Origin of the sequence: Myxococcus sp. AB025B (assembly GCF_006518215.1) — a bacterium.
In the GTDB taxonomy this organism is placed as follows: Bacteria; Myxococcota; Myxococcia; order Myxococcales; family Myxococcaceae; genus Myxococcus; species Myxococcus fulvus.
In genome coordinates this window covers 24,563-50,911 of the sequence record NZ_SRLW01000011.1, presented here as the reverse complement: position 1 = coordinate 50,911, position 26,349 = coordinate 24,563, and the positions used below count along the sequence as shown (strand labels likewise).

The 26,349-nt window shown below is 67.3% G+C and carries 10 protein-coding genes; 5 read left to right on the top strand and 5 right to left on the bottom strand.

Annotated elements, in window-relative coordinates; translation table 11 throughout:
- Window position 1 precedes the first annotated feature (1 nt).
- The 5 genes from FL311_RS03385 (at window position 2) to FL311_RS03365 (ending at window position 13,120) form a co-directional block, all read left to right on the top strand.
- Window positions 2–2,434: a penicillin acylase family protein gene (locus FL311_RS03385; protein WP_141323421.1), complete on the top strand. Its 2,433-nt coding sequence runs from the start codon at window positions 2–4 to the stop codon at window positions 2,432–2,434.
- Window positions 2,431–9,462, top strand: coding sequence for a non-ribosomal peptide synthetase (locus FL311_RS03380; protein ID WP_141323420.1), 7,032 nt, complete (start codon window positions 2,431–2,433; stop codon window positions 9,460–9,462). The genes FL311_RS03385 and FL311_RS03380 overlap by 4 nt, the downstream gene beginning before the upstream one ends.
- Window positions 9,463–9,474: 12 nt before the next feature.
- Window positions 9,475–11,223 carry a hypothetical protein gene (locus tag FL311_RS03375; protein WP_141323419.1) on the top strand — a complete coding sequence of 583 codons (1,749 nt, stop codon included), beginning with the start codon at window positions 9,475–9,477 and terminating at the stop codon, window positions 11,221–11,223.
- A gap of 19 nt (window positions 11,224–11,242) precedes the next feature.
- Window positions 11,243–12,637, top strand: coding sequence for an MFS transporter (locus tag FL311_RS03370; RefSeq protein WP_141323418.1), 1,395 nt, complete (start codon window positions 11,243–11,245; stop codon window positions 12,635–12,637).
- A 285-nt stretch (window positions 12,638–12,922) separates the two neighbouring features.
- A complete protein-coding gene (locus FL311_RS03365; protein WP_228556649.1) occupies window positions 12,923–13,120 on the top strand; it encodes a helix-turn-helix domain-containing protein in 198 nt (65 codons plus the stop codon).
- 88 nt (window positions 13,121–13,208) lie between these two features.
- Here FL311_RS03365 and FL311_RS03360 read toward each other — a convergent pair whose 3' ends face one another.
- The 5 genes from FL311_RS03360 to FL311_RS03340 all read right to left on the bottom strand — a co-directional run bounded on the left by FL311_RS03360 (window position 13,209) and on the right by FL311_RS03340 (window position 26,163).
- Entirely contained in the window at window positions 13,209–15,407 is a 2,199-nt protein-coding gene (locus FL311_RS03360; RefSeq protein WP_141323417.1) for a hypothetical protein, read from the bottom strand.
- 19 nt (window positions 15,408–15,426) lie between these two features.
- Entirely contained in the window at window positions 15,427–16,881 is a 1,455-nt protein-coding gene (locus FL311_RS03355) for a hypothetical protein (RefSeq protein WP_141323416.1), read from the bottom strand.
- Complete coding sequence (locus FL311_RS03350; RefSeq protein ID WP_141323415.1) at window positions 16,878–20,015, bottom strand: DEAD/DEAH box helicase; 3,138 nt, start codon at window positions 20,013–20,015, stop codon at window positions 16,878–16,880. Before FL311_RS03350 ends, FL311_RS03355 begins: the two co-directional genes overlap by 4 nt.
- Window positions 20,012–23,323 (bottom strand): hypothetical protein, encoded by a 3,312-nt coding sequence (locus FL311_RS03345; RefSeq protein WP_141323414.1) that lies wholly within the window; start codon window positions 23,321–23,323, stop codon window positions 20,012–20,014. The genes FL311_RS03350 and FL311_RS03345 overlap by 4 nt, the downstream gene beginning before the upstream one ends.
- Window positions 23,324–23,403: 80 nt before the next feature.
- Window positions 23,404–26,163, bottom strand: coding sequence for a hypothetical protein (locus tag FL311_RS03340; RefSeq protein ID WP_141323413.1), 2,760 nt, complete (start codon window positions 26,161–26,163; stop codon window positions 23,404–23,406).
- Between the last annotated feature and the right edge of the window lie 186 nt (window positions 26,164–26,349).

Genomic DNA, 26,349 nt, shown 5'->3' with positions numbered 1-26,349 from the left:
CATGCGCCTCTACTTGCTCGTCCTCGGGATGGCCGCCTTCTCCAAGTGCGGGAGGGCGGAGTCGCCGCCCGCGCCGCTGAAGGCCACGATTCATCGGACCGCCCATGGGGTTCCTCACATCACGGCCTCGGATTACCGGGGCCTCGGCGCGGGCTACGGCTACGCGCAGGCGCAGGATCTGGTCTGCATCCTCGCGGACCAGTTCCTGAAGGTCCGGGGCGAGCGGGCGCGCTACTTCGGTCGAGGCGAGAAGGACGTCCACGTCGAGAGCGACCTCGTCTATCGGGGCCTCGCGCTGCGGCCCCGGGCCCAGGCCGCGTATGGGCGTCAGTCCCAGGAGGTCCGCGACCTGATGGAGGGCTTCGCACAGGGCTACAACCACTACCTGGAACAGACGCCACCAGAGCGACTGCCCGCGCCGTGCACGGGCGCGAGCTGGGTGAAGCCCATCACCAGCCTGGACCTGCTCGCGTACCACCTGGACGTCTCGCTGTTGGACACGTTGCAGCCGCTCCTCGGGGATGTCGCCAACGCGCAGCCTCCTGGCATGGGGAGCGCGTCGACGAAGGAAGCCTCACTGCCCTTCGGGTGGCCTCCGGGGGTTCGAGAGTCGAGCCTGGGGAGCAATGGCTGGGCGGTCGGGCGTGAGCGCTCGCGGAGTGCCGGAGGGATGCTCGTCGCCAATCCCCACTTCCCGTGGGAAGGGGCGCTGCGCTTCTACGAGAGCCACCTCACCATCCCGGGACGGCTGGACGTGTACGGCGCCTCGCTGGTGGGCATCCCGGTCATCAACATCGGCTTCAACCGGAATGTGGCGTGGACGCACACGGTGACGGCGTCGAGCCACTTCACCGCGTACCGGCTCCGCCTGGTCCCTGGAGATCCCACGGCGTATCTGTACGACGGGCAGGTCCGTCGGATGACGCACGAGGAGCACACGGTAGACGTGCTCGAGGCGGACGGGCGGGTGAGCCAGGTGACGCGCACGTTCTGGCGCTCGCATTACGGGCCCATGGTCGAGCGGCCCGGGCTGGTCCCCTGGACGGACACGGTGGCCTACACGCTGCGAGACGCGAACGAGGACAACCACCAGTTCGCGGAGCAGTGGCTGCGGATGAACAGGGCGGAGAGCCTTGACGACCTCGCCGAGGTGGACCGCACCGTGCGCGGCATCCCCTGGGTCAACACCATCATGACGAGCGCGCGGGGAGACACCCGCTACGTGGACGCCTCGCGGGTGCCCCGGTTGAGCGACGAGGCCCTCGCCGCGTATCGCACCGCCCGGGAGACGATCCCGGACGTGAAGGGGTTCGCGAGCCTGCGCGTCATCCTCCTCGATGGCAGCACGTCGCGTGACGAGTGGGTCGACCTGTCGGGTCCGGGCAGAGGACTGTTCCCCGTCGACCAGGCGCCTCGCCTCACGCGCACGGACTTCGTGATGAACGCGAACGACTCGGCGCGGTACACGAACCCGGCGGAGCTGCTCGCCTCGGTCCCCTTCCCTTACGAGAACTACGCGAGCCCGGGAGGCCGGCTCTCCAACCGCTCGCGCACGAACCTCGCCATCCTGTCGGAGAAGGGGCCGGATTCGGCTTCGGGACCGGATGGAGTCTTCACACGTGAAGAGCTCGAGCAGGCCGTCCTGAACAATCGCAACTGGCTCGCGGAGCACCTCCGGGTCCCTGTCGCGCAGCGCTGCCAGGGCGCGACGACGGTGTCGGTCAAGGAGGCGCAGGTCGACCTCCGCGAGGCCTGTCGACTGCTCGCGGAGTGGGACGGAAGGCTGGAGCTCGACCGCAAGGGCGCGCTGGTGTGGCGAGAGTTCCTGGGGCGGTTCACGCGCGCGGAGCTCAATGACCGGGGACCGCTCTTCGCCGAGCCGTTCGACCCGAGCCGGCCGGTGCAGACGCCCGCGGGACTGACTCCGGCACCCGCGTCGGGCCCGGACCCCATCCTCCAGAAGCTGGGCGAGGCCGTCTCGGTCCTGCGAGAGGCGGGCCTTCCGCTCGATGCCCGTCTGCGTGACGTGCAGTTCGCCCGGAAGGGGTCGCAGGTGATTCCGATTCACGGGGGCGTGGATGGAATCGAGGGCGCGGCGAACATCGCGGGCTTCTCGCTGGCGAACTCGACGCTGTTGCCGCGCACCGAGCGGAAGCAGGTGCTGTCGGAGACCACGGGCCTCACGTCGGAGGGCTACCTGGTCAATCACGGCGCATCCTTCCTGATGGTGATGGAGTTCACCCGGGAAGGCCCCCGAGCGAGCGCGGTGCTCGCCTACTCTGGAGCCACGGACCCAGCCTCTCCCTTCTTCGCCGACCAGACCCGACTCTTCTCCGAGAAGCAGCTCCGCCCGGTCCTCTTCGAGCAGGAGGACATCCTCGCGGACCCGGCGCGCGTGACCACCGAGCTGGTGATCAAGAGGACGGCGCCATGAAACCGGAGGCGCGATCCCAGACCATCCCGCGCCGCCAGGGCGATGGACCGACGCCGGTGTCCTATGCCCAGCGGCGCCTGTGGTTCCTGGACCGGCTCGCGCCGAACAGCCCGACGTACAACATGCCCTTCACGCTGCACCTCGCGGGCCCGTTGGACGTGGAGGCGCTGCGCCGGGCGTTCGAGTTGCTCACGCACCGACACGAAATCCTGCGCACCACCTTCGAGGAGCGAGGCGGCGAGGCGTTCCTCCGCGTCCACCCTCCCTCGGCGTGGGCCATGCCAGTGGTCGACCTGTCCGGGCGTGAGCCTGACGCACGCACCGCGGACGCACGGAGACTGGCGGACGAGGAGTCACGGCGCCCGTTCGACCTGGAGCGAGGGCCGCTGTTCCGGACCACACTCCTGAAGCTCGATGCAGCCGAGCACGTGTTGCTCGTGAACATGCACCACATCATCAGCGACGGGTGGTCGACGGGGCTGATGATGCGGGAGTTCGCGGCGCAGTACGAGGCGCTGCGGCAGGGGCGCACGGCGTCACTTCCCGAGCTGCCGGTGCAGTACGGCGACTACGCGGCCTGGCAGCGGGAGCGTTTCACGGGAGGGACGCTGGAGAGGCAGCTCGCGTACTGGAGCCGGCAGCTCGCCGACGTGCCCTCTTCGCTGAGACTTCCCACGGACCGTCCGAGGCCCGTGGTGGCGACGGACCGGGGGGCGGAGCTCGTGGTCAAGCTGCCTCCGAAGGTCGCGGAGGCGGTGAAGGCCTTCGCGATGCGCGAGGGCGCGACCCCGTTCATGGTGTTGCTCGCCGGGTTCCAGGTGTTGATGTCCCGGCTGTCGGGGCAGGACGACGTCGTGGTGGGGGCGCTCATCGCGGGCCGGACGCACCGTGAACTGGAGGGGTTGCTCGGCTTCTTCGTGAACACGCTGGTCCTGCGCGCGGACCTGAGCGGCGACCCGACGGTGGAGCAGCTCATCGGTCGGGTGATGGAGACGACGCTCGGGGCCTTCGCGAACCAGGACGTGCCCTTCGAGATGCTGGTGGAGAAGCTCGCGCCGTCGCGAGAGCCGGGACGCCCTCCCCTCATCCAGGTGCTGTTCACCTTCCAGAACTCCTGGGCGAGCGCCTTGCGGCTCGAGGGTCTGACGGCGACGCCGATGGAGGTCTACAACGGCAGGTCGAAGTTCGACCTCACGCTCCAGATGGGAGAGAAGCACGGGAGTCTCGAAGCGGCCTTCACGTACAACGTCGACCTGTTCGATGCGGTGACCATCGAGCGCATCGGACGCCAGTACACGACGCTCCTGGAGCGCCTGTGTGCCGCGCCCACCGAGGCACGCTGCTCGACGTTGAGCCTGCTGGACGAGGAGGTTCGACAGCGCATCGTGCAGGAGTGGAACGCGACGACCACCGAGCTTCCACACGATCGCTGTGTCCACGAGCTGTTCGAGGAGCAGGTCGCGCGACGTCCTGACGCAATCGCGGTGGAGTTCGAGGAGGAGCGCCTCACCTACCGTGAGCTGAACGCCCGAGCGAACCGGGTGGCTCATGCCCTGCGCGAGCGCGGAGTGAAGCCCGAGACGCGCGTGGGGCTGTGTGTCGAGCGGTCCTCCGGGATGGTGGCCGCGGTGCTGGGTATCTTGAAGGCGGGTGGTGCCTACGTGCCGCTGGACCCGCGCCATCCACTGGAGCGACTCGCCTTCATGGCCCGGGACGTGGGGCTGCGGCTCGTGGTGGCGTCGCGAGCACACCGTGGCGTGGCGGAGAAGCTGGGGGAAGTGCTGGAGCTCGGGACGTGGGTGGAGTCCTCGGGCGAGGTCGAGAATCCCCAGAGTGGAGCCACCGCCAGCAACCTGCTCTACGTGATGTACACCTCCGGTTCGACGGGCGAGCCCAAGGGCGTCGCGATTGAGCACCGGAACGTGGTTCGCCTCGTACGCGGAGCCAGCTACGCCGACTTCGGTCCGGAGGAGGTGTTCCTCCAGTTCGCGCCGCTCGCCTTCGACGCGTCGACCTTCGAGCTCTGGGGCAGCCTGTTGAACGGCGGCAGGCTCGTGGTCCATCCGCCGCATGACCCGACGCTGAGCCAGCTCGCGACGCTGGTGAAGCAGCGCGGAGTGACGACGCTGTGGCTGACCGCGGGCCTGTTCCACCAGTTCGTGGACGAGGACGCGCGGAGCCTTGCGCACGTCCGACAGGTCCTCGCGGGTGGAGATGCGCTCTCACCGGGACACGTCCGGCGCTTCCTGGAGGTCGGAGGACGCCGCCTCATCAACGGCTACGGGCCGACGGAGACGACGACGTTCGCGTGTTGTCACGCGGTGGAGCGTCCCGAGCAGGTCGGAGAATCCGTGCCCATCGGCCGCCCCATCTCCAACACGACGGCCTATGTCGTGGACACGCGGGGCGAGCTCGTCCCGGTGGGTGTCGCGGGCGAACTGTGGATCGGCGGCGAGGGCGTTGGACGCGGCTATTGGAATCAACCCGAGCTGACGGCGACGAGGTTCGTGGAGAACCGTTGGAGTCCTGGTCGCGTGTATCGCACGGGCGACAGGGTCCGCTGGCGCGCGGATGGGACGCTCGAGTTCCTGGGCCGCATCGACTTCCAGGTGAAGTTGCGCGGCTTCCGCATCGAGCCGGGCGAAATCGAATCCGTCCTGCGTCGTCACCCGAGTGTCCGTGATGCGCTGGTCCTGGTCCGGGAACACGGTCCCGGAGACAAGCGACTGGTGGCCTACGTCACCGTGCATCCACACGGGACACCGCCCACGCGAGAGTCGCTGCGAGAGCACCTGCCCGAGTACATGGTGCCCTCGGCGCTCATCACGCTGGAGTCCTTCCCGCTCACGGCCAATGGCAAGGTGGACCGCAAGGCGCTCCCGGCGCCGGAGGGACTGCTTCCAAGCACGGAGTATGTCGCCCCACGGAATCCCACGGAGGAGCGCCTGGCCGAACTCTGGGCCGAGGTTCTCCGCGTCCCGCGTGTCGGTGTGAGGGATGACTTCTTCGCGCTCGGTGGGCACTCCCTGTTGGCGACGCAGCTCATCTCGCGCATCCGCGCGCGGCTCGGGGTGGAGCTGCCACTACGAGCCCTCTTCGAGGCGCCGACCCTGGCGTCTTTCGCCGAGCGTCTGGAGGCCGCGCCCCGTGTCGAAGCACCGCCGCTCGTGCGTCGGCCGCGAGCAGGGCCCGTGCCCCTCTCGTTCGCACAGCAGCGCCTCTGGTTCATCGACCAGTTGGAGCCCGGGAGCGCCACGTACAACATTCCCGTTGCGGTGAGGCTGAGAGGCCCGCTCGATGTGGAAGCGCTCCGGCACACCTTCGAGGCGCTCGTGGTCCGACACGAGTCCCTGCGAACCACCTTCCCGTCGGAACAGGGCCAGCCCCTCCAGCGCATCGAGTCCCAGGTCGCCCTCCCCTTGAGCGTCGTCGACCTGCGCGCCCTGCCCACGCGGGAGGCCGAGGCGACCCGACTCGCACGCGAGGAAGCCCTTCGTCTGTTCGACCTCGCCAAGGGCCCGTTGCTGCGGACCACCCTGCTCCAACTGGGCGAGCAGGAGCACATGCTCTTGCTGACGATGCATCACATCGTCTCGGACGGCTGGTCCATGGGGGTGTTGGTGCGAGAGCTGGGAGCCCTGTACGAGGGCTTCGCGTCGGGCCACGGAGTCACCTTGCCAGCGCTGCCGGTGCAGTACGCGGACTTCGCGCTGTGGCAGCGGGACTGGCTGCAAGGTGAGGTGCTGGAGGACCAGCTCGCGTGGTGGAAGCAATATCTCGAAGGAGCCGCGGTCCTCGAACTTCCGACCGACAGGCCTCGCCCCGCAGTCCTCTCGGCACGCGGTGCGGTCGTCCCGGTTCACCTGTCCCGCGAACTCTCCGATGCCGTCCTCGCCCTCGCGCAGCGCGAGGGGTCCACGCCCTTCATGACGTTGCTGGCCGCGTTCCAGGTCCTGCTCGCGCGCTACTCTGGACAAGAGGACATCTCCGTCGGCTCGCCCATCGCGGGGCGTACGCGCGCGGAGACCGAGGGGTTGATCGGCTTCTTCGTCAACACGTTGGTGTTGCGCACCCGGTTGAGGGGACACGCGTCGTTCCGGGAGTTGTTGTCCGAGGTACGGGCGTCCACCCTCGCGGCCTTCCAGCATCAGGAGGTCCCCTTCGAGAAGCTGGTGGAGGTGCTCCAGCCCGCCCGCGACCTCAGCCGCAGTCCGTTGTTCCAGGCGTTCTTCGCGCTCCAGAACGCGCCCCTGGAGCCTCTGCGGCTGCCGGGCCTCACCTTCGAGCCCATTCCCACCGCACTCGACACGGCGAAGTTCGACCTCACCCTGAGCTTCATCGAGACCCCAGCGGGCTTCGAGGGAGATCTGGAATACAGCGTCGACCTGTTCGACCCGGCCACCGTGGCGCGCATGGCGGAGCACCTTCGCATCCTGCTGGAGGGAGCGGTCGCTCATCCCGAGACGGCCCTGCGCGCCCTGCCTCTGTTAACCGCGCGGGAACAGCAACAACTGCTCATCGAGTGGAACGACACGCGGGCCGAGTACCCGTCGGATGCATGCATCCACCACCTCTTCGAAGCCCGCGTCCGCCAAGCCCCCGAGGCTCTCGCGGTGGGCTTCGAGGACGAGAGGCTGACCTATCGGGAGCTGAACGAGCACGCCAATCGGCTCGCACGACACCTGCGTGGGCTCGGAGTGGGGCCGGAGGTGCTGGTGGGCCTGTGCGTCGAGCGTTCCCCCGACATGGTCGTGGGTCTGCTGGGCATCCTGAAGGCAGGGGGAGCCTGGCTGCCGCTCGATCCGACGCTGCCACGTGAGCGCCTTGCCTTCATGGTGCAGGACAGTGGAGTGCGAGTGCTGCTCACGCAGAAGGCCTTGCGTGAACGAGTCCCGGGAACCTTCGAGCACGTGCTGCTCCTGGACGAGGCGCGTCCGAGTGCCCAGGGAGGAGACCTCGGACTCACGTTGTCGAGCCGCTCGTTGGCGTACGTCATCTACACCTCGGGCTCCACGGGACGGCCCAAGGGGACGCTCGTCGAACACCAAAGTGTGTGCAATCTGGTGGTGCAGGAGGCGGAGGTCTTCGGACTCGGGCCGGGCGGCCGGCTGCTCCAGCTCGCGAACCTGGGCTTCGACCTGTCTGTCGAGGAGATCCTCACCACGCTGTGCGCGGGAGCCACGCTGTGGCTCGCGCCAGTGGAGAAGGCGATGCCGGGGCTGGCCTTGCACCAACTCCTACGGGACGCGGCCATCACGACCCTCAGCGTCACGCCCGCCACGCTGGCACTCACGCCCTCCGAGGGACTTCCAGCACTGCGGACAGTCATCTCTGGGGGCGAGGCCTGCGGGCCAGAGCTCGTCGCGCGTTGGGCGCCCGGTCGGCGGTTCCTCAACTCCTACGGTCCCACCGAGGCCACGGTGCTGGCGACCTTCGCCGAGTGCGAGACGAACGAGGGAACACCGCCCATCGGCCGCCCGCTCGCGAATGTCCGCACGTACGTGCTCGATGCGGCGTTGCAGCCGGTGCCGGTGGGTGTGAAGGGGGAGCTGTTCCTCGGAGGCGTCGGAGTGGCCAGAGGCTATCTGGGACGCCCCGAGCTGACCGCGGATCGCCTCCTGCCGGACCCGTTCAATCCAGTGTCCGGAGCGCGCATGTATCGGACCGGAGACCTGGTCCGCTATCTACCGACCGGCGACTTGGACTTCATCGGACGCATCGACACACAGGTGAAGCTGCGTGGTTTCCGAATCGAACTGGGGGAGATCGAGTCCACACTGCTCCAACATCCCGCCGTGCGCGCCGCCGTGGTGCTCGCACGTGAGGACACGCTTGGAGACAAGCGCCTGGTCGCGTATTGCGTGCTCGCCCCCGGACAGGACCTGGAGGTGGATTCGCTCCGTGGGTTCCTCGGGGAGCGGCTCCCCGAGTACATGGTGCCGGCGGTCTTCATTCCGTTGGAGACGCTCCCGCTCACCGCGAATGGCAAGGTGGACAAGAAGGCCCTGCCCATTCCAGACGCCTCGCATCTGCACCATCGTGAATACGCTGCGCCTCGGGATGCACTGGAGCACGTGCTGGCGGACCTCTTCGAGGAGGTGCTCGATGTGAGACCTGTCGGGCTCCACGGCGACTTCTTCGAGCTCGGCGGACACTCGCTCCTGGCCGTGCGATTGGTGGCCCGGCTCCAACAGCGCATGAAGAGGACCCTCCCCCTCTCCGCGCTTTTCCAGGCCTCCACAGTCGAGCGACTCGCCACGAAGCTCCGAGGCGATGAAGCCCCCTGGTCGCCCCTCGTCCCCATCCAGCCCTACGGAACCCGTCCGCCCTTCTTCTGCGTCCACCCCGTCGGCGGCAATGTCCTCTGCTACGCGGAACTGGCTCGACACATGGGTTCGCAACAGCCCTTCTACGGACTCCAGGCGCAAGGGCTCGACGGCCACTTGCCGCCCCTGGAGTCCCTCCCGGAGATGGCGGCGCTCTACGTCCAACATGTCCGCACCGTGCAGCCACAGGGCCCTTATCGCCTCGGCGGCTGGTCTCTCGGGGCCGTCATCGCGTACGAGATGGCGCAGCAGTTGAAGCAACAGGGGGAAACGGTGGAGGTTCTCGTGCTCATCGAGCCCAGTCCCACGACCTATGCGCGCGAAGCGCCGATTGAAGGCGACGCTCCGTGGGCCGCGTTCACCACGGACCTGGCGCGAACGACGGGAGCTCCTGTTGAGAGTTCCGAGACGCAGCTTCGTCCCTTGATGAAGGTCTTCACGGCGAATGCGAAAGCGCTGCATCAGCATGCGCTGCGACCGTGGCCGGGGGCGCTCACGGTCGTGCTCGGCACGGACACCACCGAAGCCGAAGAAACGCCCCAACCCGCTCGAGGTTGGGCGGCACTGGCGACCCAGTCCACGGAGTGCATCGAGCTTCCGGGCGATCACTACTCACTGTTGCGTCCGCCCCATGTCGAGGCACTCGCACGCCTCCTCACCTCTCTCCTGGAGCAGCCCGCGCTGCGCTCGATGAATGGCTGAATGGGGAAGCACATGAACGTCCATCGCATCAGTCCCGGAGACGCCACGAAGCGAACGCCCCACATCGCCATCGTGGGAGGTGGACAGTCCGCGCGGTGGTTCCTCTTCGCGTTGACGGAGCGGCTCGCGCGAGGAGAACGTGCGCTGCAAGGCTGCCGTCTCACCATCATCGAGGCACAGACGGAGGTCGGGACGGGCCTCGCGTGGAGCCGACGCAACGCACTGGAGGAGCATCTCGCGAGCCTGCCGGCGAAGATGAGCCGGTGGAGCTTCGGCGAGCGGCAACAGGTGCAGTTCCAGCGCACGCTGGGTCTCCTTCGAGAGCTGGGACTCTCGGTCGAGTTGATCACGGGCCAGGAGGCCCTGACGCTCGAACAGCGAGCGGAGCACTTTGAGATAGGCCTCTCGTCCGCACCGTCGGTCACCGCCGACTACGTGATCCTCGCGACGGGCTATGGACAGCGGGCCTGGAGGAGCCGGGCCCTGCCGGAGTCCCTGCTGGATGGTCGGCCTGGAGTCCACGGTTCACCGTGGCCGGCCAAGGCGCTCCAGGATGCTGTGTTGGAGGGGGGCGGGAGCCGCCCCAAGCACGTCCTGATCCTCGGCTCGTACCTGAACGGAATCGACGCGGCGCTGTCGCTCGCGGTCAAGACAGGACGGTTCGTACCCGATACCGAGGGTCGTCTGCGATACGAGGCGCCTGAAGGCTTCAAGGTCACCCTGGGCTCCCGAACGGGTCAACTGCCGAAGGTCTGGGGGCGTGAGGCGACCTCGCCCTATCAGCCACGCTGGTTCACGGCGGAGCGGCTGCAGGAGACCTTCCAAACGAGCGGGAGCGGCCGGCTCCTCTCCATCGACACCACCCTGGAGATGTTGGGCGACGAACTGGCGGAGGCGGCTGGGCGTCAGCGCGTCCGTCGACGCGGAGCCCCCGTGCGTCGTCGCATCCGAGCCTGGCAGCGGCACCTGGCGCGCGCGGACAAGGCGGAGACGCTGCGTCGGGACATCGCCGCAGTGCTCACCACGGGGAAGCCGTACGGCGGCTACGAGCACATGCGAGTGGTGGAGTGGCAGACGTGCATCGACGCGGCCATCCAGTTGTGGAGTGAGAACTCCCCCTGGTTCTCCGCGGAGGACCACCTGTACTTCGACCGCGAACTGCGGACGACGTTCTTCAACACGATGTTGCCCATGACGCTGGGGAACGCGCTCCAGATTGAAGCCATGATGCGCTCGGGTCATCTGGAGGTCATCGCGCTGGGACGGGGTTATGAGCTCCATCCGGAGACAGACCCGGTCTGGCGAGTGAGCGTCACGTACGGAGATGCGCTGGGGCGCTCGCACACACGGCGGTTCACAGATGTGGTCGACGCCACGGGCCAGTACTCGAGCATCGAGGCGCATCCGTCGCCGCTGATTCAGTTCATGCTGGGCACTGGGCTCATCCAACCCGGCCTCCGCGCCTTCCGTTCGACGGAGGGGCTTTCGGTGCCCTCGGACAAGAAGAGGTCCGTCATCACCCGAGGGGAACAGGCCTACCTCGTCACCGGGGGCATCTACGTGAACCCGAAGACCGGAGAGGTCATCCCGCGAGGCACGTACGAGTTGGAGTCCAGTGGGTCGAGCCGGACGGCCATGTACGCCATGGGCCCGAACGTGTGCGGACAGTTCACCGACGCGCAGAGCCTGGGGCAGACGCAACGCGACTCACTCCGGATCGTCGCGGACCTGTGTCGGAAGCTGAGCCAGCAGCAACCGTGAGTTCGGGGAGCCCGGCCCGATGGCTTCTCGACAGGAACAACCGGAGGGACCTGCCCTGGCCGCTGGAACGCCAGTGGCAGGGGGCTTCGTGGTCCAGCCCGAGGAGCCCCCTGCCCCGGCCTTCGCCGTCTTCCTGCGCATCTGGGCAGGTCAGCTCGTCTCGATCCTGGGCTCCAGGCTGACGGCGTTCGCGTTGGGAGTCTGGGTCTACCAGCGCACGGGGTCGGTGACGCAGTTCGCGTTGATCTCGCTCTACACGGCGCTGCCCTCGCTTTTGCTCTCGCCGTTGGCGGGGGTGCTGGCGGACCGGATGGACCGTCGTCGGGTGATGATCCTGAGCGACACGCTGGCGGCGGCAGCCACGGCGAGTCTCGCGCTGCTGATGTTCGCGGGCAGGCTGGAGGTCTGGCACATCCACGTCTCCGTGATGGTGGGAGCCATCGCCAGCACCTTCCAGGTGCCCGCGTATACGGCGGCCACGACGCAGTTGGTGCCAAGGGAGCAGTTGGGTCGAGCCAGTGGCATGGTGCAGCTGTCCCAATCCCTAGGGAGGCTCGCGGCGCCACCCGTGGCGGGGCTGTTGCTCGTAGCTGTGGGCATCCAGGGTGTGATGCTGGTGGACTTCGCGACCTTCCTCATCGCGCTGGTCACGCTGCTGAGCGCGAAGATTCCTCCGCTGGGTCGCATGCCGAGCACCTCCACCGCGCGAGGCTCACTCTGGCGAGATGCTTTTGAGGGCTGGCACTACGTCGCCGCGCGCCCAGGGTTGATGGGAATGTTGGTGTACTTCGCGCTCATCAACCTGTGCGCTGCCTTCACGGAGGTGTTGGCACAGCCCATCGTGCTGAGCCTGGCTTCGCCCGCGGCCCTGGGAATCACGCTGACCATCGCCGGGTCCGGAATGCTGGGCGGAAGCCTCTTGATGAGCGTCTGGGGCGGCCCGCGAAGAGGCCGGATGTATGTGGTGCTGGGTTCCGGAGCGATGCTCGGTGTGAGCCTCGTATTCGCTGGAGCGCGGCCGTCGCTCGTCTTCATTCAGCTCGCCGCCTTCTCGTTCATGTTCTGGGCGGCGGTCGCGAACGCCTCGAGTCAGGCGCTCTGGCAGGCCAAGGTCGAGCCCGCCGTGCAGGGACGCATCTTCGCCATCCGACTCCTGCTCGCGACCAGCCCGACGCCGCTGGCCTACGCAGTAGCGGGGCCGCTGGTCGACCGTGTCTTCGAGCCACGCATGGCGCCAGGCGGAGGATGGAGCACGAGCCTGGGCGCTTGGATTGGCGTGGGCACCGGGAGAGGGAGCGCGGCGCTGCTCGTCATCGCGGGTGCGCTCGTCCTGGTGGCCACGCTCCTGGCGCTCCTCCACCCACGCATCCGCCGACTGGAAGAGGAACTCCCCGACGCAAGGCCGAGGCAGTGAATTCTGCCGGTTCGCTGCTGGAGTTCGGAAGGCCGAAAAGTCGGAGGCCCTGGAGCCCCCAGCTTTCGCCAAGGACTCCAGGGCCTTCTATTGGTCGGGGCGACAGGATTTGAACCTGCGACCACTTGCACCCCAAGGAACCCCGGGAGCCGTCCAGCGGTTACCAGCCCTTCACAACCTATCGTAAACACTCGGGTTTCTTCGACCGGGGTTGTCCAGCCGTCCCATCCAGTACCCCAGGACCCCAGGATTTTTGCTGCTAGTTTGCTGCTGGGCCCCGCCCCGGTGGCGCTGGAGGCCTCCGGTTCTGGCCGGCTGCTGACCGTCCGGGAGGTCGCGGAGCGGCTGGGGGTCTGCCGGGCCACCGTGTACCGGCTATGCGAGAGGGGCACGTTGCCCCACATCCGCATCTCCAATGCGGTTCGGGTCAATGCAGAAGCATTGGAGCAGTTCCTGCGGGAGTACACAGAATATGTGCCGTAGCTCGGCCCTCTGCGACACACCGGAGTTCAGACCGGCTCCGAGTGGTGCCCTCGAGGAGTTCAGGGGGCACGCACCATGCATGGCCCCCTCAGCGGTATTCGAAGCTCGGATTGAGGAGGGAACCAAGTGGACCTTCGGGAGCTGCGCAGGATGAGGCGGCGAGGCGCTCCGTGAAGACCCCCAAGCGCCGCAGCGCGCTGCCTTCTGAAGCTCCCTGGCACAGTTCGCAAGAGAGGCCGAACCACTCACGAGCCGCCGAGGGCCGATCGTGCCGAGCAAGAAGCTCCCCTGCATGCCGGGCGATCAGCTCGGTGGGATGCGAGCGGAGCGCTCCCGAGGCGAGCACACTGAAGAGCGACTTGGGCCCACGCTCCTCAAGCACGCCTAGCCAATCACCCCGCGGCACACAACCGGGAGCCCAGAGCAGGGCGCGGAGGACGAGGTCGAGCGTGAAGCGCATGCCCGGATCACGCTTGACGAGCCCTGCAGCCTCCGCTGGCTTCCGAATCTCCCCCACCCCTGCCAGCTCAAAGGCCTCAGAGATGCCTCGCATGTCCGCATCTGCTCCTGAGAGACGTACCCGCTCTAGGAGCATGCGCGCAAGAATAGTGGCGTTCATCCGCAGGTCCATCGGCGAGTCCAGGAAGTGGCGCCGAGCTCTCAATGCCAACCGGATCGCCTCCTCGACGCGCCCGCAGAAGGCGAGGGAACGCGCCGCCGTACCGAACATCCGCCCCCGCTCTCGATCAGGTACATCCCATCCAGGCTCCTGCCCAAGTGCCTCCGCCAGGGCTCGCTCCCTCGCGTCCACGAGGGTGGGTGGGACCTGCTGCCGGATCGCCAAGGTGATGATCTCCCCATCTTCCTCGGCATTTCGCATCAGGGCTTCGGCCGAAGACGCAAGCTCCCCCAGCCGTGACTCCAACTCAGACACGTCCGCGGGCAGACGGTTCTGCAGCATGACCTGCTCAAGGTTCAGCATCTGCTGCCGCTCGGAGAGCAGGCCGAAGGAGAGCCCCGCGACGAGCAGCTCCCGGAAGGCGCTCGCGGCCTGGGTTCCCGCGGAGATGTCTCCGCGGTGATTGGCGCATTCGAGCGTCTGGCGCCAGAGCCGGGCAGCACCCTCACGATCCCCGGCAAGAGCCCGTCGCACCGACTTCGCGAGCGCCCCCTCCCCCGACCAGCCTGCTTCGATGGCGCGCCAAGTCCCCTCATAGTCGCCAGTCTTGGCTGCCAGCGCCCCCTGCCCACGGCCACTCAGCACCAGCCCAACGCTCATCGCTTCACGGACCGTCAGGTCCGCCCCGAGCACCCGGCAGGCACGCTCCCAGAGTTGAGTCGCGGCCAGGAGCGCCCCCTCCCGGGCCGCCCTGTAGAGGGACAGGGACACCGCCTGGCCTCGGACATCTCCCGCCAGCGTCTCCAGCAGGGCCGAGGCCTGCCACAGGTCCGGCGTGTCATCCCGGAGAGCCCGGTCCACACCTCGCAGCGTCTTCAACGCGGCTCGCGCAACCACCAGGGGGGGATTCTTTCCATCGGGATCCAGCGGAGAGCCACCGGTTACGGCCTCCTTGCCGGACACACCACACAGCAAGCCATGGAGGAAGTTACAAGCAAAGTCCGAGAAGAACACTGCGGGATGGGCGCCCCCATAGCGGCCGGGATCCGCTTCGATGGATCTCAAGGAAGGCCAAGGGCCCAACTGTCCGCACGACTCGCGCGCAAGCCCATCTAGGGTCTGGCGCACCTCGGCCTCGGTGTAGGAGCGAACCCATCTGCGCGGGGGCTCTCCCTCTTTCTCGAGCGACTCTAGGAGCTGGGCAATCCCACGCCGAGCAGCCGCCTGGGCGGCCTCCTCCATTAAGGGGAGTGTGCGCGTGGCCGGCCGGACATCCAGCTCGCGTGCCCCTTGGAGCACCGCGAGCCGGGCGGAGATGTCCACCACATCCGCTAGCATTCTCACGTAGGTGGCGAGCCGGGCGTCCGCACGGCCGCTCGGGGGATCCACGAGGAAGAGCCAGCAGCCCCCCAGCCGGGCCAGCTCACGGGACAGCACCTCGAGAATCCGGCCACGAACCTCCCGTGGCAACTCGGAGGCGTGAGGGGGCCACTTGTCGATCCCCTCCGCCTTGCAGCTCTGTCGCAAGGCGCGCTCCAACGGTGCTGCGAGCCGGTCCACCTCGCCGGGGCAGAGAACACCGCCAATGACGAGGACTTCGTCCTTCGGAGGCTCCTGCTCGAAGCGGCCGGCCTCATCCAGCGCGAGTGTCCAGACGTGGTGAGACATGCACGTGCCCTCCCGATGCTCACTGCGTGGGGATCTTCATCGAGGCCCGGACGATGCCCAGGACGCGCTGCCGAAAGTCTTCCAGATCGACGGGTTCCGAAGCCTCGGTCTCATCGAGGCCGGGATGCACGACCTTTACCCGTATCTCATTCGCATCGGCAAGCTCGTCAAAGAAGGCCGGGCACTCCTCCAGCGCTGGATCGGCGAGCCGTCCGACGTCGGGCACGAAGACACGCGCGAACGCCAGCCCCAGGATCCGGGTTCCGATGGTGGCGTTGCGCGCCAGCACCCCGCGAAGCTGGTGCAGCGGATCATCCTTGGACACGGTCTTCAGAAGATGCTGAGCACTCCTGCCCAGGTTGGCGCTCCGAGCCAGGACGCGCTCCTTCCGGGTAGCGATGGGAAGCGCCAACACCTCCCGAAAGCGCTCCTTCGTGAAGGCGGCCTCGAATCGCTGGTGGAGCATCCCTGACAAGGCCTCCAGCACATCGGCCCAGCAGTGGAGCGCCTGACGCAGCGAGGTGTGCTTCACGGCATGCGCGATAGTGGCGAAGACCTCGGCGTCCACGACCATCCGTTGCAGCAACTCCCAGCTGGGATTGTCCCAGACGCTCACGAGCGCGTGCCGGGCCTTGCGGCCTGCTGCCTCGCGCAGATCGCTCATGCTCGCGTATCCCGCCTCTTGAAGGATGAAGGGGGTGAGCAACGCACTCACCTCCAGCTTCCGTGCCTCAAGCTCCCGGCGCCCCGCCTCATCCACCCGTGACAGCAGCCCCTGCCACCCGGCGGAGTCGAACTCGGAGGAAATCCGTGCGGAGGGAACGACACACGGACGCCAGACCACCGGGTCCGTCGTCGGCCGGAACTCGACGGGCACATAGACATTTCCGTGCTCCGGCCTCTCGCGAGGGTTTCGGCGGATCCGGCGGATCAGCCCGGAGTCGAAGTTCTGCACGCCGCCCCCCATCCGCTCGATCCCTCGCAGCTCGGGCACGTCCGGCAGGAAAGAGAGCGCCTTGTCCACGAACCCGTCGCTCGGGCGCTTCCCCAGCTCAGGCTCGGCATCGCAGGAGATGCCCTGCCATCCTTTGGGTAGCTCCGGCTTGTCCTTGGGGTGCAGGCCAAACACGACCTGCAGCAGTGGCCTGCGGGCAAGCGGGTCCCAGACGATCCACCCTTCACGCTCGTAAGGCTCCTCGGATGGTCTGGCAGCTGGCCGCGGCTCCCAGCGCTCCTGCCCCGGCTGCTGTTGGATCCGCCCTGCCCTGTCCAGGGCATCCAGCACGGAGTGGATGAGGCTTGCGTCCACTTGCAGGGTCAGGGCCAGGTCCCCAGGATGCCCATGCCCCAGCTCGATCAAACCGAGAACGGCCTCCTCCAGCGGATCCTGAGTATAGGCGTCTCCCTGCAACGAAACCCAGACAGGGAACCACCATGCCGGGACCTGACACCACAGGCGCTGCTCGGCCGTCATGCCAGCGCCTCCTTCCAGGGCTCGATGAGATTCTCCTCCTGGCAGTGACTCACGAGCTGAGCCAGGTGGGGCGCTCCCTTCCTGACGAGCCCAGAGGACATGGCGCCCGTGCTGCCGAGAATGATGAGCTGCCGCTGCGCCCGGCTCAGCGCGACGTTGATGCGCGAGGGCGCGGCCAGGAAGCCCGGCTTTCCGTCCATACGGGTCGTGCAGAAGAGGACCACGGGGTACTCACGTCCCTGCACCGAGTCGATGGTGCGCACGGTGGCAATGGCCCGCAGCTCTGGCCGCGTCTTCAAGGCGTGGTCCAGCGCTTCCTTCTGGGCGAGGTAGGCGCAGATGACGCCAACGAAGGGTGCGCTCTTGTCCGCCGCCTGGCTGTGGCTGTACTGCACGAGGAGATCGAGCACCGCCTGGAGCTCGGTGGGATTCGTGTACACAGCCTCCTTATTACGAGGCAGGTCGAGCCAGACCACGGGCCGATCCGCCAGCACGCCCCAGAACGGCGCGCGCTTCGCAGCCAACACAGGGCCGGAGTAGTAGCTGTCAATCGCCTCCTGATGAGGTGTGTAGAAGAGCCGGTCCACGAGCGCTCCGATGGCCCCGTGCATGCGGTACTGCGTCCGAAGACGAATTCGGCACCCCGCGGGGATCAACCCGTAGAGCAGCCCGAAGAGCGTCTCGCGCTGGATGTCCACGGAAGGCGGCCGATCGCTCTCCAGGGCGTCGATGATCTCGTCCTCCACCATGGGGGGGAGCTGCCGGTGATCTCCGATGAGGACGACGCGGCGTCCTTGCACCATGGGGACGAGCAGCTCGAAGGGAGAGGCCCTGCCGGCTTCGTCGATGATGACCCAGTCGTATTCAGGCTCATCGGGCACTCGCGCCTTGGCCGCCATAGAGCACGTCGCCGCAGTGGTGTTGCCATGCCGCTGCTTGATGGTTTCCCAGGCGGCGGGATCGTTGCTCAGCTGGGTCATGAATCGGAACGCAACGGCCGCGGGCGTGCGGACCAGCCCATCGGCGCAATGGCGTACGTCCTCCTCCGCGCGCTTCGCCCATGCCGCGAGGCGCTGGCGCAGAACATCGCCGTCGCTCGGCGCTGACAGGAGGGAAGGCTGGGCTGGACGGTGCCCTGCCTCTACCAACGTCCGCAGCTCCTTCCACCGCTCTTCCACCCGGCGGGACCAACGCAAAGGGCTGACCCGCATCCCTTCCGTGGCTTCGAGCACGGCTGCCACGGCCGCATCCACGTGCGCCCGAGAGGCGATGGGCCATGAGGTCCGAACGCGCTCCCACCAGGCCTGGACGTCTCCGGCATGCTCGGGGAGCTGCGGAGGAGCCTCAGGTTCCCCTTCCGGCCCGGCTGGTGGAGCCCACGCGCGCAGCGCCCTTGCCAGGCTCCGCGCCTCCTCGCGGGAGGAAGGCGTGAGCGGAGCCGCCTCGTTGCCAGCCAGATGCTCCAGCGCCTCCGCCACCTTCCCGAAAGCCACCTCCCCCGCCAGCATCAGGAGCCGGAACCGCGCCATCTCCGAGCGGACATCATCCAGGCTCTGCAGCTTGCGAACGATGGGATCTGACTTCAGCCGCGTCTGCAGCGCGTCGATAATGCGCTCCCGTCCCCAGGCACGCCGCTCGGCCTGGGCGAAGTCCTCGTCCTCGTTCTGCCCGCCCTTCCGAACGGTCCGGACGACGAGCCCCTGTACGGACTCGAGCTTCTCGACGACGTTGTCGATGGCCTCGTTCTGCACGGAGGAGATGAGCACCCGGATGGGGGGCTGTGACCGGCGCCGGGTCGCTGCGAGTTGCTGGAGTGCCTCGACAATGACGCGCGTCTTACCCGCGCCGGGAGGCCCCTGGATCGCCACCAGCTCCTGACAGCCCAGGATCTTCAGGAGAGCGGCCTGCTGGTGCTCGTCGAGCTGATCCTGCACAGGCTTGGGAAGCCGCACGGCCGCAGGCTCCCGAGTAAGGCTCGGTGCATTGAGGATGTCCAGCAAGCGAGAGCAGGCCGCGCGTCCGGCGCGAAGGACATCCAGGGCCTCCCGTTGCCGCTCCTCCTGCTTGCGGGCGCCGCGGTTCTCCACGGCCTGCAACACGCCCGAGGCAGGAATGTCCCGGACGCTCCGCCCTGGCTTCATGCGCAGTTCCACGAGCCCGGGGCCCTTGCGCCGCATCTTGTCGATCGTCAGCGTCCCCTCCTCCACCCCCTCCTGTTTCACCGTCTGGTCCAGCTTGACCCAGCGGCCCTCCTGCTGTGGAGGCCCGAGCCAGGCCCGCATGCCCTCGTCATTCAAACGGGCCCGTGCCACCCACGTGCTCCCGCGCTGGCTCGCCCCCTCATATTGCAAGGGCACGGCAGCCCGGGCCTGCTGCTTCTCCTGAGCCCGTTCGCGGGAGAGCTGGGCATAGCGCGCCCAGGTATCGAATAAGGGCGAGCGCTCCGACATGAAGGCGACAGCGTCGGCAACAGCCACGCCCGCTGCCTCCTCTCCAGAGACGGGCAAGCCTGCTCCCGGCTCGATCCGCACCAGCCCGTTGGGCCCGCAGCGAGCAGTCGCGGCATCCCGGGCCGCGATGCACTGGCGCAGCTCGAACCAAGCCTGTCCGTCCTGCGTCACCAGTTGCGTCTCGATGACTTCCCCCGTGGGCAGCCACCACGTGACAGCACGGGCATCGTCATCGGAGAGTGCGGCGATGCTGCGCTGCCCGATGACAGCAATGCGCCTCCCACCAACGTCCAGGGACAGGCGCTCCAGTGCGTCCTGCCCGGAACGGAGCCCCAGCTGTCCGGCCCGCTCCGCAAGCCACGCGGGGATGCGGAATGGAATTCGAGCCGACAGCGGGAGGGTCCTGGGCGGCGCGAAGGGGAGCAATGATCCGGACTGCTCCTTCACGCTGAATCCGCACACCCAGACGGCGTGAGGACAAGCATCCAGGATGCGCCGCAGGTCCAGTGCCGAGACTGGTTGAATCTCGCGTACGTCTCCGCCCGGTAGACAGAGCATCGTAGTGCGCTCCATCCGCACGGTCACAAGCGTATCCACCACCTCGTAGGGAATGGCCTCGGATCGGAAAGCATGGCCTTGCCGCCCCTCCAGCAGGGTCCGCGCCAGGTGAGGTGCGATGTTCATGTCTCCCTCCCTGCGAGTGGCAGCGTCACGATACGCCCCTCCAAGGCATCGATGGCCATCGACAGCGGCTCGTCCTGAGCCGTGGAGCGCACGGCTTGCCGCAGAACCTCCTCGGGGAGCTGCTGGCGCAGTTCTCGGAGGAAGGCAACTGTCTCACGGACTTGAGGATCCTCGGGGGGCAGCAGGCCGGCCACGCGGCAGCGGCACAGGTGCATCAGGGACTGCAGGAGGAAGGCGAAGTGATCCTTCCGGCGCTCGGACTTCTCGAGCCGCCCGAGTTCGCGCGTGAGGACAGTGAGCGTTGCACGGGCACGCGCTTCGCCGAGGTGAGGCGCAAGTTCCGGGTGAGCCTGCAGCGCCCAGAGAATGGCATTGCCCAGGCTCCGGCGCTCATCGTCAGAGCTTGGCTCAAACCCGACGATCACATCCCAGACCCCATCGGCTCGGCCATCGACGATGCGGCCAAGTCCTCGCCACCACTCGGTCCTGGTGCCCCCCTTGGCCTCCTTCATCCTCTCCATGAGGAAGCTCGCGAAGCGCCCATCTCCGCGAATGCCCGCCCGCGACCTGGCGCGGACGGCCCAGAGCTTCGCCTTGTCCGTTAGGGCGGGCGCCTCCCCATCCTTGTCCGGGCTTCTGCGCAGCCCCAGCAGCCAGTCCAGCCGCGGAGCCACCAAGTCCTCCAGCAGCTGGCGTCCCTCTTGGCTGAGGGACGCTGGCCCCGAACCCTGGACGGCACGAAGCGCCTGCTCAAGTTCCTCCACGAGCGGGAGCATGTCATCCTTGAGCAACCCCGCATTCGTCTTGGCCTGTTTGCGCTCCTTGATGGACAACTTGCGCCACCATTCAGCCAGGGCTTCGCTGGCCTCCTGAATGTGCTTTAGGGCCTGCTTCTCCAGCAAGGGTGGAGGGTTGTATTCGGGGGGCCCGCTGGGCTCTTCCCTGTCCCCTTCCTCAGGCTCGGCCCCTTGGAGCCGAAAGGGAATCCGCTCGAAGGGAGCCGCTTCGTATGGCTCCAGCCGTCCCTCCATATCCTCGAGGCCGTAACGGAAGCGGACGGAGATGCGTACCGTCACGGGCTGTGACAGCGGCAGCGGAGGCCCTTCCAGGCGCAGCTTGAAGGGAGCCACCTGCCTCTCGCGGAGCATCCTCAAGTCGAAAGCATCCTTGCCCGCCTCCAGGATCAGGGTCTGCGCCGAGACGAAGGACAACGGGCGCCCGGGTTCGGCATAGGAACCCTCCGGCACGACATCGACATGCTTGCGCCGGTTCTCTTCCCGGACCTCCACGGTCAGCGCGGGCAGCCTGTCCCTCCACGTGGGCCGCCCGGCCCGGTAGCGCTCCAGGAACACGCGAGCCCCTCGCACTGCCGCATCCGAGGAAAGGAAGACGAGCGGGAGCGGAGCCAGTCCCTGCCGCAAGCGCTCCTCCAGTTCCGGCCCCGCGCCTGCAATGGCCACCAGGTCGATGCCCTTACCCGAGAAAGTCCTCGCGGCCTCAAGAAGATGCCTGTCCAGCTGGTCGCCGGGCCGCGGCAGCGGAGACAGCACCCAATTCTCGCCCTGCTGTACCCAGGCCTGGGCATCCGAGGGTTGGCGCAGCCATGCCGCGCGTAAGGGCTCGCGCCGCTCGGCCTCCACGGGCTCGAACCGCAGCGCCTCGCCGGAGGGGAGCGCCTGGCCGGCCCGCTCACGCAGCCAGACGCGCTCGCCACCGGGCATTGCCTCGCACGACAGGAGTGCAACATCGTTGGCGGCATCGCTCAGGGCGATGACGAGCATCCGCAGGGCCTTTCCTGGCGGAGGCGTGACCCGTTGAGGTTCCTGCTCTCCTAACTGGAGCGCCACGGCCACGGGCTGCCAGACGGCCCAGCACGCCCCGGCATGCATCCGCAGCCGCTGAAGCGCTCCTTCATCAAAGCGATCCGGCACGACGACGGCGAGTTCCGTTACAGCACGCTGCTTCCAGCGGTGGAGCAGGCGGCTATAGCGCTCGACATGAGGGCCGTGCAGCGCCAGGGGACCGGCCACATCGCCGCCCCCCAGCGTGGCCGAGCGACCCACCACATCCAGTGACAATGAGCCCCCTGCGGGAATTGTGACCACCGCGCTCGGGCCCGCATCGAACGGTCCCGCGTCATCCATGATGCGCAGGGTGGCGTCCAGCGCTGAGACAGCCACCCGCCCTTGCAACTCGCGGCGGGCAAGAGGAGCTAGAGCGGATCGTGCCGGGTTCAGCTCACCGAATACTGCGTCCATGGCGGGGAGCAGGCTTCGATCGGCCGAGTACTCCTGGCAGTGTGTCTCTGAAGCTAGCATCACCTTCAGCCGCGTTCCCAATGGACCCACCGCCGCCTGTACGAAGGCGCCCTCAACGCGAAACGTGCGCTCCTGCCGCGAGGTCCCCTTCCAACGCCTGTGGCTGACGATCAACCCTCCTGGTTCTGACAGGACCGACCACTCCTCGACCTGCTCCTGGCCGAAGCGGACCCACCGCCGATGTCGATCGCTCTCAAGCCGTTTCGAGTTCACCTGGCGATGGAGCGGACGGACCCAGCCAGGAAAGGGATCCAACTTCCCCTGCGCATCGAAATGACACCAGGCCGCCACGAGGAGCACCTCGTCGAGGACACGCTCCAGACTCCGCCACTCCTCGATGAACCGCTCCTCCTCGCCACGCAGCAACTGCAGGGCCCGCCAGACCGCGCGGTAATCGGCATCCCCCAGCAAGGCGTTGGAAGGGCGCTCGTCGGGGCGCGGCAGGCCCACGGTTCGCAGTTCCTCGCATTCAATGAGGGCAGCCGCCTCGCGGCCCAGGGCACGAAGCTGTCGGACCTGCGGATCGGTACGCTCGTGCGAGCGAGGCACCCCCTGCAACGCACTCTGGGCTGTCCGCTGCAGGCGAACACAGGCGGCGCGCAGGATCCGGTTTTCACTGGTGTCGTAGCGCTCGACGCGGACGAGAGCGCGCAGCATCTGCCGGGGACCTGCCTTCTCCAACAGGGTTCGGCCCGGCTTGCGAGCGTTCACCCGAAGGCAGGCGGGATCCATCTCTCGCACCCTCCGAAGAGGGACCTCGTTGCGAGTCCGGGCAAGCCTGCGCCTCAGGTGTTGCCTGAGCCGGATCAGGCGGGGAGTCAACAGCGGCGCGAGCCCCGCCACCAACGGAGGAGGCAGCAGCTCGGGCCTGCGAAGAACCTCCTGCAGGCGGCGGCCCGTCTCGAGGAAGTCGATGGGGAGCGGCTGGAAATCAGCGGGGTTGCGCGACGTGAGCGCCTCCAGCAGCGCGCCATGGAGGGCGAGCAGCAAGAGGCCATCCTCCACCTCGTTGCGTGGCTCGCCCGAGGGGAGCTGCCGCTGGGAGGGCGGAGGTGGAGCGGGCAGCGTGCTCATTCGGCGATCCGGTAGAGTTCCGCTGCGCCCCTCCAAGCGAAGTAGTCCTCACGGCGAGCCTGCTCGAAGGACTCCGTGAGCTCTGCCGGAAGGTGGCGGGCGAGTGCGTCGAGCCCCTCACGGACGCGGCGGGCTTCGCACTCCAAGCCCTTGAGACGAGGCAGTATCTTCATGGCCCACTGATCCGACCAGGCGTGATCGCGGGCTTCCAGGGTGCTCCCCGGGTACTGTGCGATGTAGGTATGAATGGCGCGGAAGAGCCGGTGCCCGAAAGGCCGGCCCACGCGTTCCATGATGTCGTTGATCTCGTTGAGCGTGTCAGCTGCCTCTGAGGATCGCTTCTCCCCACACCACTGCTTCCAGGTCTCGAACGGCAGGCGCTCCTTCGAGCGTGAAATGTGGCCCTGCTTCTCGAGCCGCATGTTGCGGGGGCTGGGGAATGACAGCAGGCAGGAGCGATCCAGCACCTTGTCGCTCAGGGTATGGGTGGACTCGTCCTCGTTCATCGTGCCCACGAAGAGCACGCGCTCGTCGAGGTAGAGGAGTTCCTGCGTTTCACCCGCCCCCAGGTCGATGGACACGGAGGCCCGCTTGCGATCCGGAACCCCGCCCACACCGCGTCTGGCCTCAAGCTTCGAGAGGAGTTCGGAGAAGTAGTACTCCACCCGCGCGAGGTTCATCTCGTCGAGCAGGACGATGCTGAGCCCCTCGCGCAGGCGCGAACCTTCCGCATTCACCTGGTAGAGCAGGCGCGCCAGGGGGTCGGCCTTCAACCGCCCATCCGTGTAGTTGAAGAAGCCCAACAGATCGCTGGGGCTATCCCAGCCGGGCTGCACCGCCACGGGCAGGAAGCTGAGCCCGCCCAGATCAGCATAGAGGCGCGGCAGCTCGCTCTTTCCCGTGCCGGAGATGCCCGCGAGGATGGTCAGAGGCGAGCTCTGGGCCACCTTCAAGGACGTGTGGAAGGCGTGCACTAGGCGCGAGTGGAAGCGGAACCCCGCATCCTTGAGGCCCTGCTCCACACGAGCCAGCCAGTCCGTCTCCGCGGGCACCTCTGTAAAGAGGGGGGGAAGCTCCGCCTGGGAGAAGAGGGGCTCAACGAGCTGCTTCAGGCGATCATCCCTCGAGCGGACCTTCTCCGTGAGTTCATCGATGCGCTTGAGGAGACTGTCACGCTCCGCCTGCCTTGCCGCGATCTCTCCCGTGAGCGCAGCCAGATCGCGCGCGAACTTCTGGGACTCATCGCGGAGGCTTTGCACCCGAGAGCTCTCCTCCTGGGCCTGTTGCTGCACACTGGCCTTCCGCTCCTCCGCCACCTTGAGAAGTTCCGCGCCCTTGGCGCGCGCGCGGTTCAGCTCGTCTGAGGCACTCTCTTGGATGCGCTGACGTTGTACCTCGAGAGAGGCCTGATCCATCGCACTTTGGGTCTCCAATTGCTTGTTGTGTGCCTTGGCGTCCCGCAGCTCCTGCTCCAACTTGGAGAGCCGGTCCTGGAGGCGCTTGCACTCCTGCAATGCCGCATCCCGCTCCGTGATGGCCCGCGCGGCACGGCTCTGCGCTTGGTCCTCCGCCCAATCCCCGAACTCCTTGCGGAGGTTCTCCCGAACGGCCTTGCTGACCTGGGTCTCCCGCTGGCGCAGCGCCTCTTCCCTCTCCACCTCTAGCCTAGCCGCGCGGCTCTGCTCCTCGCTGAGTTTGCGCAGAAGCTCGTTCACCTTGCGGTCCAGCTCGGCCGTCTTGTGGCGCTGTTCATCTCTTTCGACCCGAGCGTCATCACGGGTCTGCAGGAGGATCTCCCGCTCTTGCTCAAGCCGCTCTAGGCGCGCCTCACGCTTCTGGGCCACCTCCTGGAGCTGCTTTCCCTCGGCCAGCTGAGCCTCAAGCGCATCGACCCGGCGCTTCAGCTCATTCCGCTCCCGCTCCGTCTTAGCGCGCGTCCTTTCGAGCCGCTCCTTGTCCGAGGCGGCCTCGGTCCTTGCCTCCCGAAGCTCCTCCAGCTCCTTCTTATCGATCTCGTACCGCTGTTCGGCACGGTCCTGCTTGCGCCACTGCTCAAGCTCCTCATTCAGCTCTTCCCGCTGCTTCACCAGCCGCTGGTTCTCTGCCTCCAGGATCTCCCGGCCGCGCAGCTCGGACTCCTGCTCGGAGAGCTCCTTGCGGCGCTTCTCCAACTCCTCAAGCGTGGACGCGCCTTGAGTGAGCCTGAGCCGGAGGAGCTCGCGTTCGAGCTGGGCGACCTTTTCCTCCAACTCCTGGACGCTGCTCCGAGCCTTGCCGAGATCCTGCTCGCGCCGTGAGAGCGTCTCCCGGAGCGCTGTGTTCTCCTGGTGAAGGACGGCGAGCCCACCGGGGTTGAAGCTATCGATGAGCTTCTTGATCTTCCCGTACCGATCGTCGGCGTCCTCGAAAGCCTCCTGAAGCTCCAGGAGCCGAACCTGCAGGTCCTCCTGGATGCGTCCGGCCACCTGGCGAGTCTCGACCTGGACGAGTTCGCTGGCGCGCTCCTCGGTCAGGAATCCATCCAGCGCCGCAATCCTCTGCCGGACCTCCGCCAGCCGCTGATCGAATCCCCCCAGGGCCTCCTCCACTCGGGCCCGCATGGGAGCGAGCGCTGCCTGAGTGATGCTCTCGATCTGGCCCGGTACCGCGGTCCTGGCCAGCTCCTGCATGGTGCTCCGCAGCTCATCGAGCGGAGCTTTCAAGGAGGACAGCACAGTCCCAATGTCCATCGCACTGGCCCGGATCAGCTCTGCCACGGCAAGGCCATTCGCAACGGGAGCGCCTAGCATAGAGGATGGCTCAGCAGGCCGCTCACCCGGGCTCGAACTCTCTGCCGGGCTTCCACTCACGGCATCCGGCGTTTTCGCAGGCGCTTCCATCGATGTAGGTGCTGCAGATGCCTGCTGAAACCAGCGCTTCTTGTTCTTCGCCAAGCAGCCCCC